This is a genomic window from Leucobacter sp. USHLN153 (genome assembly GCF_037145615.1).
Lineage (GTDB): Bacteria > Actinomycetota > Actinomycetes > Actinomycetales > Microbacteriaceae > Leucobacter.
In genome coordinates this window covers 82,357-98,371 of the sequence record NZ_JBBCXE010000006.1, presented here as the reverse complement: position 1 = coordinate 98,371, position 16,015 = coordinate 82,357, and the positions used below count along the sequence as shown (strand labels likewise).

Here is a 16,015-nt window from a genome sequence, read left to right as displayed (position 1 = left end):
TCGGTCGAGGGGGCAGGATCGGATCCCGCTCCCTCGACCGCTCGCACCACCGCCGCTCCCGAACCCGAGGAAACCGCATGGCCATACGGATCCTGATCAATCTCGCGAGATTCGCGGTGACGTACGTCGTCGCCACGGTCGTCGTGTTCCTCTTCATGCGCCTGATCCCCGGCGATCCGGCGCAGATCGCTCTCGGCGTCAACGCGACGCCGGAGCTCCTCGAGCAGACCCGCCGCGAGTTCGGCACCGACCGGCCGCTCATCGTGCAGTACTTCGAGTGGTTCGGCGGCCTCCTCACGGGCGACTTCGGCACGTCGTACGTGACCCACAACGACATCAGCCCGCTGGTCATCGACCGCGTGCAGGTGAGCCTCATCCTGGTGCTCACCGCGATGGTCGTCGCGCTCCTCGTCGCGATCCCCCTCGGTACCTGGGCCGCGGTGAAGCACCGCAACTTCTCCGGTGTCGTCATCGGCCTCGGATCGCAGGTCGGCGTCGCGATCCCCGGCTTCCTCGCCGGCATCCTCCTCGTCATCGTGTTCGCAGTCGGCCTCGGCTGGCTGCCGGCCAATGGCTGGACGGCCCCCGCGGAAGACTTCGGGGACTTCATTCGCAGGCTGATCCTGCCCGTCGTCGCCCTCGCCTCGGTGCAGGGCGCGATCCTCACCCGCTACGTGCGCTCGGCCGTGCTCGAGGTGATGAGCGAGGACTACCTCCGCACCGCACGCGCCAAGGGCCTCAGCAAGAACGGCGCACTGCTCAAGCACGGGCTCCGTAACGCCGCGATCCCCGTGATCACCGTGACGGGCGTGCAGATCGCCGCCCTCATCATTGGCGCGGTCGTGATCGAGCGCGTGTTCGTGATCCCGGGCCTCGGTTCGATGCTGCTCGACGCCGTCGGCAACCGCGACATGCTCACCGTGCAGTCCGTGGTGATGGTGCTCGTCGCCATCACGCTGATCCTCAACCTCGTCGTTGACATCCTCTACACGATCATCGATCCGCGACTGCGAAGGAGCGCCTAGCCATGACGACGCAGCAGGTTCCCACTCCCCCGTCGCAGGCCCCGCGCACGACCGCAATCAGCGCGCCGGGCAATGCGAGCACGAGTGCCGCCCCGAGGCCCGGCAAGCGCCGCCTCTCGACGACCCTCATCATCGGCATCATCCTGATCGGCCTCGTCGCCATCGCCGCGATCGTGTCCTTCATCTGGACCCCCTACGACCCGACCCAGGCGATGCCCGCGGACCGCCTCGAGGGCTCGAGCCTCGCCCACCTCATGGGCACCGACCGCTACGGGCGCGATGTGTTCTCGGCGATGCTCTACGGCGCTCGCATCACGCTCTTCGTCGGCGTCATCTCGGTGGGCATCGCGATCATCGTCGGCACGCCCCTCGGGATCCTCGCGGGCATCCGCGGCGGGTGGATCGAGGAGGTCATCATGCGCACCTCCGACATCGCGCTCGCTTTCCCCGCGCTGCTCCTCGCGATCATGTTCAGCGCGGTCTTCGGCGCCTCGACCCTCACTGCGATGGTCGCCATCGGCATCGCGACGATCCCGGGCTTCGCGCGCGTCGCCCGCTCGGGGACGCTCCAGGTGATGACGACGGAGTACGTGCTTGCGGCGCGAGCGGCGAGCCAATCGCGGTTCAGGATCGCCGTGCGTCACGTGCTCCCGAACATCATCGGCATGGTCGTCGTGCAGTCGTCGGTTTCGTTCGCGCTCGCCGTGCTCGCCGAGGCGGGCCTGAGCTTCCTGGGGCTCGGCACCCCGCCGCCCACCCCGTCGTGGGGGCGCATGCTGCAGGAGTCGCAGCAGTTCCTCGGCACCGAACCGATGCTCGCCGTCTGGCCGGGCCTCGCCATCGCCATCGCGGTCATGGGCTTCAACCTGCTGGGTGACGGCCTGCGCGATCGCTTCGATCCGAAACTGAACGGGAGCCGCGGCTGATGCGCACTGAAACCTCCTCCGCGTCACGGCGCGCGACTTCAGCGAACGCCGGGGCAGCCGACAAGCTGCTCCTCCGCGTCGACGATCTCAACGTCCGCACGCCCTACCGCACCCTGGTCTCCGACTTCTCCCTGCACATGGCGCACGGCGAGCGGATCGGGCTCATCGGCGAGTCGGGATCGGGCAAGTCGATGACCACGACCGCGCTTCTAGGCCTGCTCCCCAACGGGGTCACCGCCGACGGCTCGGTCGAGATCGACGGGTACGCGGGCGATCTGCTCGATGCACCCGAGTCCGACCTCATGAAGCTGCGCGGCCGAAACATGGCGATGGTGTTCCAGGAGCCGCTCACCGCGCTGAACCCGCTCATGCGGGCCGGGGCGCAGGTCGCGGAGATCATCCTGCAGCACAAGCTGGCGCCGAACAAGGCCGAGGCGAACCGTCGGGCCGTCGAGATGCTCGACGCGGTGCACCTGCCTGATCCGGCGCAGGCCGCGCGCGCGTACCCGCACCAGCTCTCCGGCGGTCAACGCCAGCGCGTCATGCTCGCCATGGCGCTCGCGAACGACCCCTCGCTGCTGCTCTGTGACGAGCCGACGACCGCGCTCGACGTCACGGTGCAGCGCCAGGTGCTCGACCTGATCCTCGAGCTCGTGCGCGAGCGCGGCACGGGGCTCCTTTTCATCACGCACGACCTCGCCGTCGTCGCGAACATGTGCACGCGCGTGCTCGTGATGAACGAGGGCGTCGTCGTGGAGGAGGGCACCACCGAAGACGTCTTCACGCGCCCGCAGCACCCTTACACGCGCGGGTTGCTCGCCGCCTCCGACCTCGACGCGGTCGACGCGAACGGGCGCCTGTTCACCGTCGCGACCGCGCAGGCGTACGTGCCACCGGCGGCGGACGCTGCTGAGGGCGCCGACGCTGCTGAGGCTGCTGAGGCTGCTCAGGGCACCGAGCCTGGCGCGGAGCTGGCACACGCAGAGTCCGCCGTCGCGGAGCACGCGGCGACGGGCGAGGCGGATCCGCACCCGCCCGTCGCACCGCAGGCCGATGGCGCTGCCCGCGCCGAGCATGCCGCGGAGCCCGCAATGCGCGTCACCGATCTCGTGCGCACGTACACGCGCGGCCGCACGAGCCTCTTCAAGCCGGCACCCGAGGTGCGCGCGCTCAAGGGCATCTCGTTTGAGGTGCCGCGCGGCGGGCGGCTGGGCGTCGTCGGTGAATCCGGGTCGGGCAAGTCGACGCTTCTGCGGATCCTCGCGGGTCTCGACCAGCCGACCTCGGGCAGCGCGGTCGTCGCCGGGAACGAGGTCAACGGTGCGAAGGAAGCCCAGCTGCGCGAGCTGCGGCAGAACCTGCAGATCGTGTTCCAGGATCCGATGGGGTCGCTCGATCCGCGTATGACCGTCGAGCAGATCATCTCGGAGCCGCTGCTCGTGCCGGGCCGGGGCGAGTCCGCCGCCGATCGCAAGCGCATGGTCGCCGAGATGCTCGAGGCCGTCGGGCTTCCGGCGTCGTCGGCTGCGCGGTTCCCCCATCAGTTCTCCGGCGGGCAGCGGCAGCGCATCTCGATCGCGCGCGCCCTCATCTGCCGGCCGCAGGTGGTCGTCGCGGACGAGCCGGTGAGCGCGCTCGACGTCTCGGTGCGCGCTCAGGTGCTCAATCTGCTGGCGGATCTCGTCGACGAGTACGGGCTCACCCTCGTCTTCGTGTCGCACGATCTGAACGTGGTGCGGTACCTCTGCGACTCGGTCATCGTGATGCAGTCGGGCGAGATCGTGGAGGCGGGTGAGACGGAGTCCGTCTACCGCGACCCGCAGCACCCGTACACGAAGCGGCTCATCGACTCGTCACTGACGCTGCGGCAGGAGCTCACGGCGAGTGCGTGAGCGGTGCGACGTGAGGAATGCCGCGTCGGCGGCTGATCCTTCGCCGCGCTCGCGACGCCCACGGGCCTGATCCCTCGCCGCCCGCCTCGGAAGAAACACCTCGGAATACTCGAAAGGCATCACATGACCTCGCATCACGACCTCGACGCCGCCACGCTTTCCGCCCGTTATGCCGACGGATCGCTCACGCCCAGCGAGGTCGCCGAGAGCGTCATCGCCCGCGTCGAGGCGCGGGAGCCGGAGCTGAACGCGCTCTACCTGTTCGACGCCGAGCAGGTGCGCCGCGACGCCGCCGCGTCCACAGAGCGCTGGCGGGCGGGCGAGCAGCTCAGCGCCTACGACGGCGTGCCCGTCACGGTGAAGGAGAACATCGCACGGGCCGGTCAGCCGAAGCCATCGGGCACCGCGATCCCGAACCCTCCCATCGCCGAGCAGAACGCGCCGACGACCGACCGCCTGCTCGAGGCGGGCGCGGTCATCGTCGGCTCGACCACGATGCCGGACTGGGGCATGCTCTCATCGGGCGTTTCGAGCCTGCACGGGGTGACGCGCGGCGCACTGAACCCGGCGCACACGTCGGGTGGCTCGAGCGCCGGAGCCGGTACGGCTGCAGCGGCGGGGTACGGACCCTTCCACATCGGGACGGACATCGGCGGGTCGATCCGCCTCCCGGGCACCTGGCAGGGGCTCACCGCACTCAAGCCGAGCGAGGGGCTCATCCCCCTCGACGTGCCCTACGACGGACGCGCGGCCGGACCGCTGACTCGCACGGCGGCCGATTCGATCCGCCTGATGTCGATCGTGGCGCAGCCGGATCCGCGCGACTACCTGACCCGCTCGTACGCCCCGATGGACTGGTCGACCGAGCCCCTCTCTCCCGCGGGCATGCGGGTGGCGCTGCAGCTCGACGCAGGGTCGGGGCTCCCGGTCGAGCCGGAGACTCGCGCGATCATCGAGCGGGCCGCGGCGCGCTTCGCGGAGGCCGGGGCGACGATCGTGCCGCTCGAGCCGTTCGTGCCGGCCGACGTGCTGGAGGGGCTCGTGAACTTCTGGCGGACGCGTTCGTTCGCCGACTACGAGATGCTGAGCGAGGCCGAGCGCGCCGCCGTGCTCCCGTTCATCGCGGAGTGGTGCGCTGCGGGCGAGCATTTTTCGGCTGCGCAGACCGTGCGCAACCGCAACCGGATCGACGAGATGGCGCGCCTCACGCGCGCCGCGACCGAACCGTTCGACCTCGTGCTGTCGCCGGTGTCGCCCGTCGCGGCATTCCCCGCCGAGGATCCCATGCCGATCACCGACCCGCTCCAGACGATGGGCCACATCTCCTTCACCGTGCCCTACAACATGTCGGGCCAGCCGGCGGTGTCGATCGGGGCCGGCGTGCAGGAGGACGGGCGCACGGTCGGGCTGCAGATCGCCTCGCGGATCGGCACCGACGATCAGCTCATGCGCGTCGCGCTGTGGTTCGAGTCGGTGCGCGGAGCCGACGCCGATGTCGACTGGACGCGGGTGGCGTGAGCGAGCGCTGATCCGCCGCCCGCTCCGATCCGGCGCGCCGCCCCGCGGTCCCGAGCCTACGAAGCGGGTGGCGTGTAGCGGCCGTCGATCGCGGTCCAGCCGCCATCGACCATCAGCGTCGACCCCGTCACGAACGACGACGCGTCCGACGCGAGGTACACGACGGCGCCCGCGAGCTCGTCGGGGCGCGCCCACCGGCCGAGCGCGGCCTTCTGCGCGTATGCGCCGTACCACTCGTCGTTCGCCTTGATCTGCGCGGTGAGCGGGGTCTCGACGACGCCTGGCGCGACGACGTTGACGCGCACCCCTTGCGCGCCGTACTCCGCTGCCGCCGTCTTCGCGAGCTGCACGAGCCCCGCCTTCGTCGCCGCATATACGCCCTGCCCCGGCTCGACGACCTGCGCGCGAATCGACGCGAAGCCGATGATCGAGCCGCCACCGTTCGCGGCGAAGCGCGCACCGAAATGGCGGATCAGCTGGAATGACGCGCGCAGGTTCAGGTTCACCACGCGGTCGAACTCCTCGAGCGAGTAGTCCTCCATGCGCTTGCGCACGTTCGTCGCGGCCGTGAACACGAGCGCGGCAGCGGTCCCGAAGCGCTCCGCCGCGGCCTCGACCGCAGCGTCGTCGAGCACGTTCAACTCGTACGCCTCAGCCGCGCCGCCCCGCTCAGCGATGAGCGCCACGGTCGCCTCGGCCCCCTCCAGCGAGTAGTCGGCCACGACGACGTGCGCCCCCTGCGCGGCGAGCGCCTGCGCCGACTCCCGGCCGATGCCGCTGCCGGCCCCGATCACCACGACGGTGCGCCCGTCGAGTCGGAACAGCTGCGAGTAATCAACGGGGGTGGTGCTCATGCGTGGGTTCTCCTGGTCTGAAATGCGGGCGGAATGGTGGGGTACGGTCGAGCGGCTCAGTGCGTGCGGTCGGGTGGCGGATCGCGATCCGCCGCTAACTGCGCGCCTTCGGGCGGATCATCGCCATGCGGGTCACCGTGAACTCCTCGATGGCGAAGCGCGGGCCCTCGCGGCCGATGCCGGAATCCTTGACGCCGCCGTACGGCATGATGTCGGAGCGGAAGCCGGGGATCTCGTTGACGACGACGCCGCCGACCTCGAGCCGCTCGATCGCGGCGAAAGCGCTCTCGAGCGACGCGGTGTAGATCGCCGCCTGCAGACCGTAGCGGGAGTCGTTCACGAGGTCGATGGCCTCGTCCACGGAGTCGACCGTCGTAAGGCAGACGACCGGCCCGAAGATCTCCTCGCACCACACGTCGACGTCGGCGGGCACGTCGCCGAGCACGATCGGCGCGAGGTGCGCCGCCTCCCCGTCACCCGGGCCGTCGGTGAGCAGCTGCGCGCCCGCGGCGAGCGCGCGGTCGATCATGGCGCGGATCCGCTCGCCCGAGGCGGCGTTGATCACGGGTGCGACGTTGGTCGTGAGGTCGCGGGGGTCACCGAAGACGAGCTCCTTCATGCGCTCGACGAGGCGCGCGGTGAAACGCTCGGCGATCCCTCGCTCGAGCACGACCCGCTGCACCGAGATGCACGCCTGCCCGTTCGCGTAGAAGCCACCGCGCAGCACGGCGTCGACAGCCGCCTCGAGGTCGGCATCGTTCGCGACGATGAACCCGGTGTTCGATCCGAGCTCGAGTACCGCCTTGCGGGGCGCCGCCTGCTGGGCGATGAGGTGGCCGATCTTCGCGGAGCCGGTGAACGAGACGACGGCCGCGCGCGGGTCGCGCACCAGCGTCTCCCCCACGATCGGGTCGCCGTTGACGAGCTGCACGGCAGCGGGCGTGACCCCGTGCGCCGCGAGAATCTCGCGCGCGATGGCGAGCAGCTCGATCGTCGCGAGCGGCGTGTTCGGCGCGGGCTTGATGATGACGGGGCAGCCGGCGGCGATCGCGGGCGCGAGCTTGTGAGTCGCGAGCAGCAGCGGGTAGTTGAAGCCGGCGATGCCGATCACGACGCCCACGGGCTTCCGCGTGTAGTAGCCGATCATGCCGCGCCCCAGCTCCTGGAGATCGAGCGGCACGGTCTCGCCGTGCAGGTGCGAAACCTCCTCGGCGGTCGCCTCGAGCGTGACGATCGTGCGGTTGACCTCGGTGCGGCAGTCGACGCGCGGCTTGCCGGTCTCGAGCACCAGCAGGTCTTCGAGGCGTGCAGCCTCATCGCGCACGCGGGCCGTGAGATCGGTCAGGATCGCCTTGCGCGTCGCCGTCGTCAGCGCCGCGATCGCGGGCCGCGCCGCTTCGGCTGCATCCATCGCGTCGCGCGAATCCTGCTCGCCACTCACGGGCGCGTGCCCGATCACGCTGCCGTCGAACGGGAACACGATGTCAGACTGCGCGGACATCTTCCGCCACTCCGAGCCGATGGGAAGCGCTCCGTTTGGCGCGATGAGATCGAGTGCTTCTGTCATGGCGGCTCCCTGGTGCGTGGTGCGGTGCTGCTTGCGGCGCCCGGGTGCCGTGCACCGTCGCGCTGAGTGGTCTTACCATTTAATATAGATCACCACAGGCTCAACTCCAAGGCGCGAGGTCGCGCCCGTCGAAAGGAACACCCATGACGAACAGCTACACGGTCGCGGTCCTCCCCGGAGACGGGATCGGCCCGGAGGTCGTGGGCTGCGCGCTCGAGGTACTCGACGCCGCGGAGCAGCGCTTCAGCTTCACGACCGAGCGAACCACGTACGCCGCGGGCGCGAACCACTACCTCGAGACCGGAGAGCTGTTCGATGCCGTCGAGGCCGAGCTGCGCGACAAGCAGGCGATCCTCTTCGGATCAATGGGCGACCCCCGGGTCACCCCGGGCATCCTCGAGCGCGGCTTCATTCTCGAGATGCGCCAGCGCTTCCAGCAGGCGGCGAACGTGCGCCCGGTGCGCCTCTACCCCGGAGTGCCGACACCGATCGCGGGGCTCGAGCCCGAGCGCTGCGAGATGGTGATCGTGCGCGAGAATACCGAGGGCGCCTATGTGGGGCGCGGATCGACCGTGCACGCCGGCACGCCCAACGCAGTGGCGATGCAGGAGTCGCTCAACACCCGCGCCGGCATCGAGCGCGTCGTCGACTTCTCGTTCCGCCTCGCGCTCGGCCGCCGGAAGAAGCTGACGCTGTGCCACAAGACGAACATCCTCGTGGCGGCGGGGCAGCTCTGGCAGCAGGTCGTCGCCGAGGTCGGCGAGCGCTACCCCGAGGTGGAGGTCGACTACGTGCACGTCGACGCGATGTGCTTCCACATGCCGCTCACGCCCGAGCGCTTCGACGTGGTCGTCACCGACAACCTCTTCGGCGACATCATCACCGACCTGGGCGCCGTGATCCAGGGCGGGCTCGGCGTCGCGACGAGCGCGAACCTCAACCTCGACGGCTCGGCGCCGAGCATGTTCGAGGCGATTCACGGCTCGGCACCCGACATCGCAGGCAAGGGCTGGGCGAACCCGGCCGGGGCGATCCTCTCGCTCGCGCTCATGCTCGGGCACCTGGGCGAGGGCGAGGCCGCCCGTGCGGTCGAGGCGGCGACGGTCGAGGTGCTCGGGTCGCTCCCCGCGCTCGCGGGCGCCGACATGGGGGCGACGACCGCGGAGCTCGGATCGCGCATCGCCGAGATCGTGCGCGAAGGGAAGGCGAACACGGCGCTCGTGCCCGACTCCCTCCTCAGCGTGCTCGCGGACATCGCGCCGTCGCGCCTCGGCAGCTAGGCCGCCGGCAGGCTACCTGCGACGCCGACCACCCGCCAGCACACGTTTCGCGGCCAACACCTCCCTCCAGCCACTCAGCGGTCTGCTGACTACGAATCGGCTGCTGAGGTGAAGGCGGCGACCCGAGACCCGCCCAACGTCGCCCCCCCACCCGATAGGCTCGTCGAAATGGGACACTCGGCGAAAGACGGACGACGACTCTCGCGCACCCCTCCCCCCTGGGCCACAGTCGCCGCGCTCGCCTACGCCGGACTCTGCTCGTCGTTCATGTTCACGCTCGTCGTGCCGCTGCAGGCCGAACTCCCGTCGCTCCTCCACGCGACCCGCGAAGACACCTCGTGGGTAGTCACGATTACGCTGCTCGTCGCGGCCGTGGCCACGCCCATCTCGGGGCGGCTCGGCGACATGTACGGCAAGAAGCGCATCGTCGTCGCGCTCCTCGTGGTGCTCATCATCGGTTCGGCCCTGGCGGCGCTCTCCACCTCGCTCGTGGGCATGCTCATCGGCCGAGCGCTTCAGGGCGCGGTCACCGGCGTCGTTCCGCTCGGCATCGCGATCATGCGCGACGTGCTGCCACCCAACCGCCTCGGCACCGCCGTCGCACTAATGAGCGCGACGATGGGTGTCGGCGCCGCCCTGGGCATGCCGGTCGCCGCATACCTCGCGCTCAACGCCGACTGGCATTCGCTGTTCTGGCTCGCCGCCGGGCTCGGAGCGGTCGGCCTGCCGCTCGTTGCGTGGCTCGTGCCGGGCGACGTGCTCCGCACCGGCGGGCGCCTCGACGTCGTGGGCGCCGCAGGGCTCGCGATCGGGCTCACCGGCATCCTGCTCTTCGTGTCACGCGGCGCGACCTGGGGTTGGACGTCCGCGCTCTCGCTCACCACGATCGTCGGGGGCATCGTAGTGCTGCTGCTCTGGGGCTGGTATCAACTGCGGGCCAAGGATCCGCTACTCGATCTCAGAGTCGCCGCGCGACCCGCGGTCCTGTTCACCAACATCGCGGCGATCGGTATGGGCTTCGCACTGTTCTCGTCGAACGTCGCCTTCCCTCAGTTGCTCGAGCTACCGGAGGCCTCAGGGTCCGGATTCGGCCTCGACATGCTGCAGGCCGCGCTCGTCGTGATGCCGGCCGGCCTCGTCATGATGGTCATCTCGCCGCTCTCAGGCTGGCTCGAGCGCACCGTCGGGCCGCGCCCGCTCTTCACGGCCGGCTCGGCAACCATCGTGCTCGCCTACGCGTGCGCGCTGATCTGGTCGAGCGAGGTGTGGCACATCTTCGCCGCGAACCTGCTCATCGGCGTCGGCATCGGCTTCACGTTCGCCGCCATGCCCATGATCATCATGCGCTCAGTGCCCGCGCACGAGACGGGTGCCTCGAACGGCCTGAACGCGCTGTTCCGCTCGGTCGGCACCTCGACCGCCTCCGCAGTGATGGGCGGGGTGCTCGCGGCGCTCACTACGGACTTCGAGGGCCGCGCGATCCCGAGCCGGGCCGCGTTCGACGTGTGCTTCTGGCTCGCGATCGCCGCGGCCGTCGTCGCGCTGCTGCTCTCACTGCTGATCCCGCGCCTCAGCGACGACGGGCGCACGGCGCTCCGCGGCTGACCTCCAGAAACCCACGCCTCAGCACACAATCGGGCCTCAGCACACCCGTTCTTGCGGGTATTGCTCTGTTAGAGGCGAATCGTGTGCTGACCCGTCGGGTGGGCCACCAGACCGCGCCTACTCCCCCTGATCGCGCAGGCGCACCAGCCGCTCGTGCCCCGTCTCCTCGAGCTCGGCGACGTCGGAGCGCGACTTCAGGAAGTCCGAGAACGAGCGAAAACCGAGCGCCTTCTCGTTGAACGACGGATCCATGCGCCGCATCTGCTGTTTCACCGCCGAGCTGTAGAGCCAGCCCGAATCGTCCTTGTCCTGGCTCAGCCAAAGGGCGCGAATGAGGAGCCCCGTGACGGCGATATCGGTGTCGTCCTCCGACTCGAGCGCGTCGATCGAGTCACCGGGCTCGACCTCGGCAGCGGCCGCAGATGAGCGGGCTCGCGACGATTCCTCAGTGCGCGCAGCGGATCCCGAGGAGCCCGCACCGGCACCCCGCCCTGAGGAGGCGGCGTTCGACGAGCCGGCCGATCCCGATCCCGCACCGCTGCCCGAGTCGGAGCTGCCCGAGTCGGAGCTGCCGGAATCGGCGCTGCCCGAGTCGGAGCTGCCCGACGCATCGCCAGCCGCCGCATCCGCTCCGGCACCACCGCGCCCGCGCCCGCGCCCGCCGCGCTTCGCGGACTCCCCGGCCGCGCGCGTGCGCGCCGGCTCGATGCCTGGCAGCGCGTCGTACGAGGCGAACTCGTCGCACGCGGCGGTCAGCGCTTTCGCCGTCGAGCCGGCCACGCCGATCCCCACGACGTAGCGGCCGAGCCGTTTGCAGCGCTGCGCCAGCGGCACGTAGTCCGAGTCGCCGGCCACGATCACCACGTGGGTGAGGTCGTCGAGCCGGAACATGTCCTCGACCGCGTCGACCGCGAGGCGGATATCCGCACCGTTCTTCGCGTACGCCGCCGCCGGAAAGAGCTGCACGAGATCGACGGCCCGCGAGACGAGCTGCGAGCGGTACTCGGCGTTCATGGGCGCTGACCAGTCCGCGTACGCGCGGGTCAGCACGAGGGTGCCGAACGATGACGCGTAGTCGATGATCGCCCCCACGTCGACGACCGCGGCCCGGAGGCGCTCAGCGATCTCGGGCTCCGTGGGATCCTCCGCGATGCGCTGCCGGTCGCGCGCGAACGAGTTGCGTCCGTGCACCCGGTCGTACCAGGAGAGGACGATGTTATCGAAGTCGAGGTAGACCGCAACGCGGCCGTTCTGAGTATCCGCCACCCGACCAGTGTGGCAGGGTTCAGCCCGCGCGCCAACGGGTGCGGCGCCCTCTCCCGCTTCGCCGCTGCAACATCACCCGTCCGGGAAGTCGGCGCGGCCGCTCGGCACGCAAACGGCGGCGGATCCGCTGAGTGGGATCCGCCGCCGTTCGCAGCGAGTGAGAGCGCTCTACGTCCTTACGACTCGAGTGCGGCCTCTGCCGTTGCGACCTCGGCGCTCTCGCGCTCCGCAGCGACCGCTTCACGCGCGCGGCGCTTCGCGAGGTTCTTCCGCACGAAGGGCCAGACGATGACGAGCGCGGCGGTTGCGATGAGGCTGGTCCACACCTGCGTGCGCCCGTCCTCGGTGGTGAGCATCACGACGAGCACCGCAGCGATACCGGCGATGAGCAGGAGGTTCAGCCACGGGTGCAGCCACATCTTGAGCTTGAGGTCTGCGACCTCCTCCGGCGTCATCTTCTGGCGCATGCGCATCTGCGTGAGGGCGATGAACACGTAGACGAAGAGCGCGACGAGACCTGCCGAGTTCATGATGAACGAGAAGACGCCTGACTCGGGAGCCGCGAAGTTGACGATGGTCGCGACCACGCCGCCGATCGTCGAGGCGAGGAGAGCCGCCACGGGCACGCCGTTCTTCGCCTTCTTCGCGACGAATTTCGGCGCGAAGCCCTGCTCGGCGAGCGACGAGAACATACGCGATGCCGAGTAGAGGCCCGAGTTCAGCACCGAGATCACGGCGGTGAAGATGACCAGCTGCATGACGATCGCCGCGCCGGGAACGCCGAAGAGGTCGAACACGTAGGTGAACGGAGCCGACGCCACGTCGACCGGCTCCGGCAGCTCGTCCCAGGGCACGATCGTCGTGATCACGAGCACGGCACCCACGAAGAAGAGCAGGATGCGCCAGATCACGGTGCTGGTCGCCTGGCGGATCCCCTTCGCCGGATCCTCGGACTCCGCCGAAGCCATGACGGCGATCTCCGTGCCAAAGTAGGAGAAGATCACAAGGGCGACGCCGGTGAACGCGACGCCGAAACCGTTGGGGGCGAAGCCGCCGTGCTCCCACAGGTTCGGGATCGAGAAGGAGGAGTGCGGCCACAGGCCGAACGCGAAGAGCACGCCCGCGACGAGGAACACGACAATCGCGAGCACCTTGATGCTGGCGAGCCAGAACTCGACCTCGCCGAACGTGCGCACGGAGATGAGGTTGGTGCCGACGAAGATCGCGAGGAGGATCAGCGAGCCCGCCCACGACGGCAGCGCGGGGAACCAGCCGTGCAGCGTCTCGCCGCCGAGCACCGCCTCGTACGCCAGCACGCCGACCCAGAAGTACCAGTAGAGCCAGCCCACGAGGTAGGCCGCCCAGTCACCGAGGCCCACGCGGGCGTACTCCATGAATGAGCCGATCGCGGGGCGCGCCGCCGCCATCTCTCCGAGCATGCGCATCGCGAGGAAGACGAGCAGGCCGCCGATGAGGTACGACAGCACCGCCGCCGGCCCGACCGTGCGGATCACGTTGCCGGATCCCACGAAGAGGCTGGCGCCGATGATGCCGCCGAGCGTGATCATCGTGACGTGGCGGGAGCGGAGCTTCCGATGCGGCGCGTGCACCGATCCTGCAGACGTTTCTGGCGAGACCGGCCGCTCGTACGGGGACTTCGACTCGTGGGATGCGGATTTCATAACCGGATGATGCGCCTATCTCAAAGGTGAACGCCCGCGGCGGGGCTCGGGAAGAAGCAGTAAGCCTGCGGTGCAGACTCGGTGACAACCCGAGAAGACTAAGCGATGCTCCTCCCGATGTGAAATCGGTTGCTTCGGGCGCCGTGGACATCTACGCTCCGACTCAGCTGGTGGGATCGAGGTAGCTTTCGGTGCGTGTCGTGGCGTGTGTTTGTGTGACACGCATCGAAACTTACCCCGCTCGCAGGGGTCGTGGAGGAGCGGAGGCGCGAGGAAGCGGGGTGGCGAGGTGGCGCGGCGGCGCCCCATCAGGCGCGACGGGCGAGGCGGATCGCCGCCCCCACTGCGACGAGCAGCACTGCCGCGAGCCACGCGAGTGCGATCCAGATCGCGTCACCGACCGGCTGCCCCTCGAAGAGCGCGCGCAGGGTGTCAACGACGGCCGTCACCGGCTGGTGCTCGGCGAACCACGCGACCGGCCCGGGCATCGAGTCGGTCGGCACGAACGCCGAACTGATGAACGGTAAGAAGATGAGCGGGTAGCTGAACGCGCTCGCACCGTCGACCGATTTTGCCGCGAGCCCCGCGACCACCGCGATCCAGGTCAGCGTCAGCGTAAAGAGCGCGATGATCGCGACGACTCCGCACCACGCCCCCGGAGACGCTCCCGTGCGGAACCCCATCGCGAGCGCCACCCCCACGACAACCGCGACAGACACGAGGTTCGCGACGAGCGAGGTGAGCACGTGCGCCCACAGCACGCTCGATCGCGCGATCGGCATGGAGCGGAATCGCTCGTAGATACCGCCCTGCCGGTCGAGAAAGAGTCGGTACGAGGTGTACGAGACTCCGGAGGCGACCGTGATCAGCAGGATCCCCGGCAGCAGATAGTCGATGTACGAGCCGCCGCTCTCCGTGCGGATCGCCCCGCCCAGCACGTAGACGAACAGCAGCATGAGTGCGATCGGCGTCACCACGGTCGTGATGATCGTGTCGGTGCTGCGCAAGATGTGCCGCAGCGATCGTCCGGTCAGCACGCGCACATCGGCGAGCGCGCGAGAGACGGTGCGCGCGCCCTGAACGCGGGGGCTGGGAGCGCCGAGCGCCGATCCGCCCCCTCCCGCAGGCCTCCCTCCGTGAGCGAGTTGCGCGGTCATGAGCGGCTCCCTTCGCGTGGTTCGATGTTGTCGGGCGGCGGATCCGCCTGCGCGACTCCACCCTCGCCGACGACCGCGAGGAACACGTCCTCGAGCGTCGGCTGCGGCTCGACGAGCACGGGCGCCCGGCGCGGCAGCAGCCGCCTGAGCTCCGCGAGCGTCCCCTCCTGCACAATGCGGCCGCCGTGCAGGATGGCGATGCGATCCGCCAGCTGTTCAGCCTCGTCGAGGTACTGCGTGGTGAGTAGCACCGTGGTGCCTCCGGCGGCGAGCGCGCGCACGACGTCCCAGACCCCAGCGCGCGCCTGCGGGTCGAGGCCGGTCGTCGGCTCGTCGAGAAAGAGGATCGGCGGGTCGCCGATGAGGCTCATGGCGAGGTCGAGGCGTCGGCGCATGCCGCCTGAGTACTCCCCCGCGCGCCGGTCTGCGGCGTCCGTGAGTAAGAAGCGGGCGAGTGCCGCGTCTGCCGACTCGCGCGGTCCGTTCACGTGCCGCAAGCGCGCGACGAGCTCGAGGTTCTCGCGGCCCGTCAGCACATCGTCGACGGCTGAGAACTGGCCGGTCAGGCTGATCGCGCCGCGCACGGCGCGCGGGTTTTCGGTGATCTCGCGATCCTGCACCCGCGCGCTACCGGAATCGGCCTTGAGCAGCGTTGCGAGGATCCGCACGAGCGTCGTTTTGCCCGCGCCATTTGAGCCGAGCAGCGCGAAGACCGTGCCGGTTGCCACGTCGAAGTCAACACCCCGCAACACCTCGGTAGCGCCGTATGACTTCGCGATCCCCCGTACCGAGATCGCCGGGGCATCGATGCGCGCCGGCCGCTCCAGGATCGCGCTCATGATCTGGCGTCCCCGCTTGCTCGCGCCTCAGCCTCCGCGACCGCGCGGGTGAGGCGGGCGCGCTCCTTGTCGATCCACTGGCGCGTCGAGTACGCAATGACGAAGTTCTCCGCGAACTCGACGGGGTCGTCGCCGATGATGTCGCGCACGCTCGCTCCGTCGATCGCGGCGCGCTCCCACAGATCTGCGTGGTCGGTGACCATCGCGACGAGACGGTCGCCGTCGACCACCGCGCCCGAGTACAAGAAGTAGCGCTGCAGTGCGTTCGCCACGCTCGCGTAGGGTTCGGGCAGCGCGGCGATGCGCGCCGTTGCGGCCTTGTACTGCTTCTTCTCGTCGAGCGATCCGGTGAGCGTTTCGATCCATTTCGCGGTCATGATGCGGTCCTTTCGAGGTGCGTGTCT

The 16,015-nt window shown here is 69.6% G+C and carries 13 protein-coding genes; 6 read left to right on the top strand and 7 right to left on the bottom strand.

What is annotated here, in order from left to right; genetic code table 11:
- Positions 1 to 77: 77 nt before the first annotated feature.
- From WFH00_RS11190 to WFH00_RS11175, 4 genes are all read left to right on the top strand, one after another.
- The gene (locus WFH00_RS11190; RefSeq protein WP_336660919.1) at positions 78 to 1,025 is read left to right on the top strand and encodes an ABC transporter permease; all 948 of its coding nucleotides are present in this window, start codon (positions 78 to 80) and stop codon (positions 1,023 to 1,025) included.
- Positions 1,026 to 1,027: 2 nt separating this feature from the next.
- Positions 1,028 to 1,951, top strand: a complete 924-nt coding sequence (locus WFH00_RS11185) for an ABC transporter permease (RefSeq protein ID WP_336660918.1) — start codon at positions 1,028 to 1,030, stop codon at positions 1,949 to 1,951.
- Positions 1,951 to 3,843: an ABC transporter ATP-binding protein gene (locus tag WFH00_RS11180; RefSeq protein WP_336660917.1), complete on the top strand. Its 1,893-nt coding sequence runs from the start codon at positions 1,951 to 1,953 to the stop codon at positions 3,841 to 3,843. The genes WFH00_RS11185 and WFH00_RS11180 overlap by 1 nt, the downstream gene beginning before the upstream one ends.
- Positions 3,844 to 3,966: 123 nt before the next feature.
- Positions 3,967 to 5,361, top strand: coding sequence for an amidase (locus WFH00_RS11175; protein ID WP_336660916.1), 1,395 nt, complete (start codon positions 3,967 to 3,969; stop codon positions 5,359 to 5,361).
- 56 nt (positions 5,362 to 5,417) lie between these two features.
- Here the strand turns inward: WFH00_RS11175 and WFH00_RS11170 are convergent, their stop codons facing one another.
- Together WFH00_RS11170 and WFH00_RS11165 are read right to left on the bottom strand one after the other, a co-directional pair.
- Positions 5,418 to 6,215, bottom strand: a complete 798-nt coding sequence (locus WFH00_RS11170; protein WP_336660915.1) for an SDR family NAD(P)-dependent oxidoreductase — start codon at positions 6,213 to 6,215, stop codon at positions 5,418 to 5,420.
- Between the two features lie 94 nt (positions 6,216 to 6,309).
- Entirely contained in the window at positions 6,310 to 7,782 is a 1,473-nt protein-coding gene (locus WFH00_RS11165) for an aldehyde dehydrogenase family protein (protein ID WP_336660914.1), read from the bottom strand.
- A 143-nt stretch (positions 7,783 to 7,925) separates the two neighbouring features.
- Between WFH00_RS11165 and WFH00_RS11160 the strand changes: the two genes are divergently transcribed.
- Complete coding sequence (locus WFH00_RS11160) at positions 7,926 to 9,062, top strand: 3-isopropylmalate dehydrogenase (RefSeq protein WP_336660913.1); 1,137 nt, start codon at positions 7,926 to 7,928, stop codon at positions 9,060 to 9,062.
- Between the two features lie 168 nt (positions 9,063 to 9,230).
- A complete protein-coding gene (locus tag WFH00_RS11155) occupies positions 9,231 to 10,667 on the top strand; it encodes an MFS transporter (RefSeq protein WP_336660912.1) in 1,437 nt (478 codons plus the stop codon).
- A gap of 117 nt (positions 10,668 to 10,784) precedes the next feature.
- Here the strand turns inward: WFH00_RS11155 and WFH00_RS11150 are convergent, their stop codons facing one another.
- The 5 genes from WFH00_RS11150 to WFH00_RS11130 all read right to left on the bottom strand — a co-directional run bounded on the left by WFH00_RS11150 (position 10,785) and on the right by WFH00_RS11130 (position 15,988).
- On the bottom strand, positions 10,785 to 11,933 hold the full coding sequence (locus WFH00_RS11150) for an NYN domain-containing protein (protein WP_336660911.1): 1,149 nt from the start codon (positions 11,931 to 11,933) through the stop codon (positions 10,785 to 10,787).
- A gap of 176 nt (positions 11,934 to 12,109) precedes the next feature.
- Positions 12,110 to 13,615, bottom strand: coding sequence for an amino acid permease (locus WFH00_RS11145; RefSeq protein WP_336660910.1), 1,506 nt, complete (start codon positions 13,613 to 13,615; stop codon positions 12,110 to 12,112).
- Positions 13,616 to 13,923: 308 nt separating this feature from the next.
- Complete coding sequence (locus tag WFH00_RS11140) at positions 13,924 to 14,772, bottom strand: ABC transporter permease (RefSeq protein WP_336660909.1); 849 nt, start codon at positions 14,770 to 14,772, stop codon at positions 13,924 to 13,926.
- Entirely contained in the window at positions 14,769 to 15,611 is an 843-nt protein-coding gene (locus WFH00_RS11135) for an ABC transporter ATP-binding protein (RefSeq protein ID WP_336660908.1), read from the bottom strand. The genes WFH00_RS11140 and WFH00_RS11135 overlap by 4 nt, the downstream gene beginning before the upstream one ends.
- The gene (locus WFH00_RS11130) at positions 15,608 to 15,988 is read right to left on the bottom strand and encodes a DUF1048 domain-containing protein (RefSeq protein ID WP_336660907.1); all 381 of its coding nucleotides are present in this window, start codon (positions 15,986 to 15,988) and stop codon (positions 15,608 to 15,610) included. Before WFH00_RS11130 ends, WFH00_RS11135 begins: the two co-directional genes overlap by 4 nt.
- Positions 15,989 to 16,015: the final 27 nt, after the last annotated feature.

Excerpts from the sequence above, each read along its gene's own strand:
- WFH00_RS11185 (WP_336660918.1), top strand. The coding sequence starts at position 1,028 with ATGACGACGCAGCAGGTTCCCACTCCCCCGTCGCAGGCCCCGCGCACG.
- WFH00_RS11190 (WP_336660919.1), top strand. The coding sequence starts at position 78 with ATGGCCATACGGATCCTGATCAATCTCGCGAGATTCGCGGTGACGTAC.
- WFH00_RS11140 (WP_336660909.1), bottom strand. The coding sequence starts at position 14,772 with ATGACCGCGCAACTCGCTCACGGAGGGAGGCCTGCGGGAGGGGGCGGA.
- WFH00_RS11145 (WP_336660910.1), bottom strand. The coding sequence starts at position 13,615 with ATGAAATCCGCATCCCACGAGTCGAAGTCCCCGTACGAGCGGCCGGTC.
- WFH00_RS11135 (WP_336660908.1), bottom strand. The coding sequence starts at position 15,611 with ATGAGCGCGATCCTGGAGCGGCCGGCGCGCATCGATGCCCCGGCGATC.
- WFH00_RS11160 (WP_336660913.1), top strand. The coding sequence starts at position 7,926 with ATGACGAACAGCTACACGGTCGCGGTCCTCCCCGGAGACGGGATCGGC.
- WFH00_RS11130 (WP_336660907.1), bottom strand. The coding sequence starts at position 15,988 with ATGACCGCGAAATGGATCGAAACGCTCACCGGATCGCTCGACGAGAAG.
- WFH00_RS11170 (WP_336660915.1), bottom strand. The coding sequence starts at position 6,215 with ATGAGCACCACCCCCGTTGATTACTCGCAGCTGTTCCGACTCGACGGG.
- WFH00_RS11155 (WP_336660912.1), top strand. The coding sequence starts at position 9,231 with ATGGGACACTCGGCGAAAGACGGACGACGACTCTCGCGCACCCCTCCC.
- WFH00_RS11165 (WP_336660914.1), bottom strand. The coding sequence starts at position 7,782 with ATGACAGAAGCACTCGATCTCATCGCGCCAAACGGAGCGCTTCCCATC.
- WFH00_RS11175 (WP_336660916.1), top strand. The coding sequence starts at position 3,967 with ATGACCTCGCATCACGACCTCGACGCCGCCACGCTTTCCGCCCGTTAT.
- WFH00_RS11180 (WP_336660917.1), top strand. The coding sequence starts at position 1,951 with ATGCGCACTGAAACCTCCTCCGCGTCACGGCGCGCGACTTCAGCGAAC.